This is a genomic window from Catenulispora rubra, from assembly GCF_015356825.1.
Classification (GTDB): Bacteria; Actinomycetota; Actinomycetes; order Streptomycetales; family Catenulisporaceae; genus Catenulispora; species Catenulispora rubra.
The window spans coordinates 1-583 of record NZ_JAACYW010000708.1; the positions used below are offsets into that span (position 1 = coordinate 1).

The 583-nt window shown below is 70.8% G+C and carries 2 protein-coding genes; one reads left to right on the plus strand and one right to left on the minus strand.

Annotated features, from left to right (window positions below; all coding sequences use genetic code 11):
* The coding region (locus GWK61_RS55065) for a LysR family transcriptional regulator (protein ID WP_194922364.1) at positions 1 to 238 on the minus strand (238 nt) is incomplete at its 3' end.
* 89 nt (positions 239 to 327) lie between these two features.
* Here GWK61_RS55065 and GWK61_RS55070 point away from each other — a divergent pair.
* Positions 328 to 583 (plus strand): nuclear transport factor 2 family protein (locus tag GWK61_RS55070; RefSeq protein WP_194922365.1); only part of this gene is annotated, 256 nt, incomplete at its 3' end.

A 583-nucleotide genomic window follows, 5' to 3' on the forward strand; every position in this document is an offset into this window, starting at 1 on the left:
CCGCCTCGGTGATCGTGGTCCAGGCCGGCCGGAGGTCGGCATAGAGGGCGCTGCCGGCCGCGGTCAGCTCGACCCGGCGGCTCGTGCGCCGGAAGAGCGGGACGCCGACCCGCCGCTCCACCTTCGCGATCGTCTGGCTGATCCGGGCCGGGGAGACGTTCAAGAGCTCGGCCGTGCGCCCGAAGTGCAGCTGCTCGGCCAGGGTGAGGAAGGCCTCCAGCTCGTGGCGTTCCAGCACGGGGCATCGGTCCGATCGTTAAGTGTGACTTATCGATCATGGCACAACCGGCCATTGGTCGCCCGCGCGCGGCGGCCGACGATGAAGCCATGGACATCACGATCAACGACCTCCGCGACCGGCTGGAGATCGCCGACGCGCTCTACCGCTTCGGCCTGGGCCAGGACACGCGGGACGCAGAGCTGTTCGCCTCGGCCTGGGCCCAGGACGCCGAACTCGACTTCCGCCCGGCGGCGGCCGAGTGGGGCGGGAACCCGCCGCTGATGGTCGGCCGGGACACGATCGTCACCACGATCCTGGCCGGGTTCGCCGGGCGGGTGGACACCACGCATCAGGTGACCAACG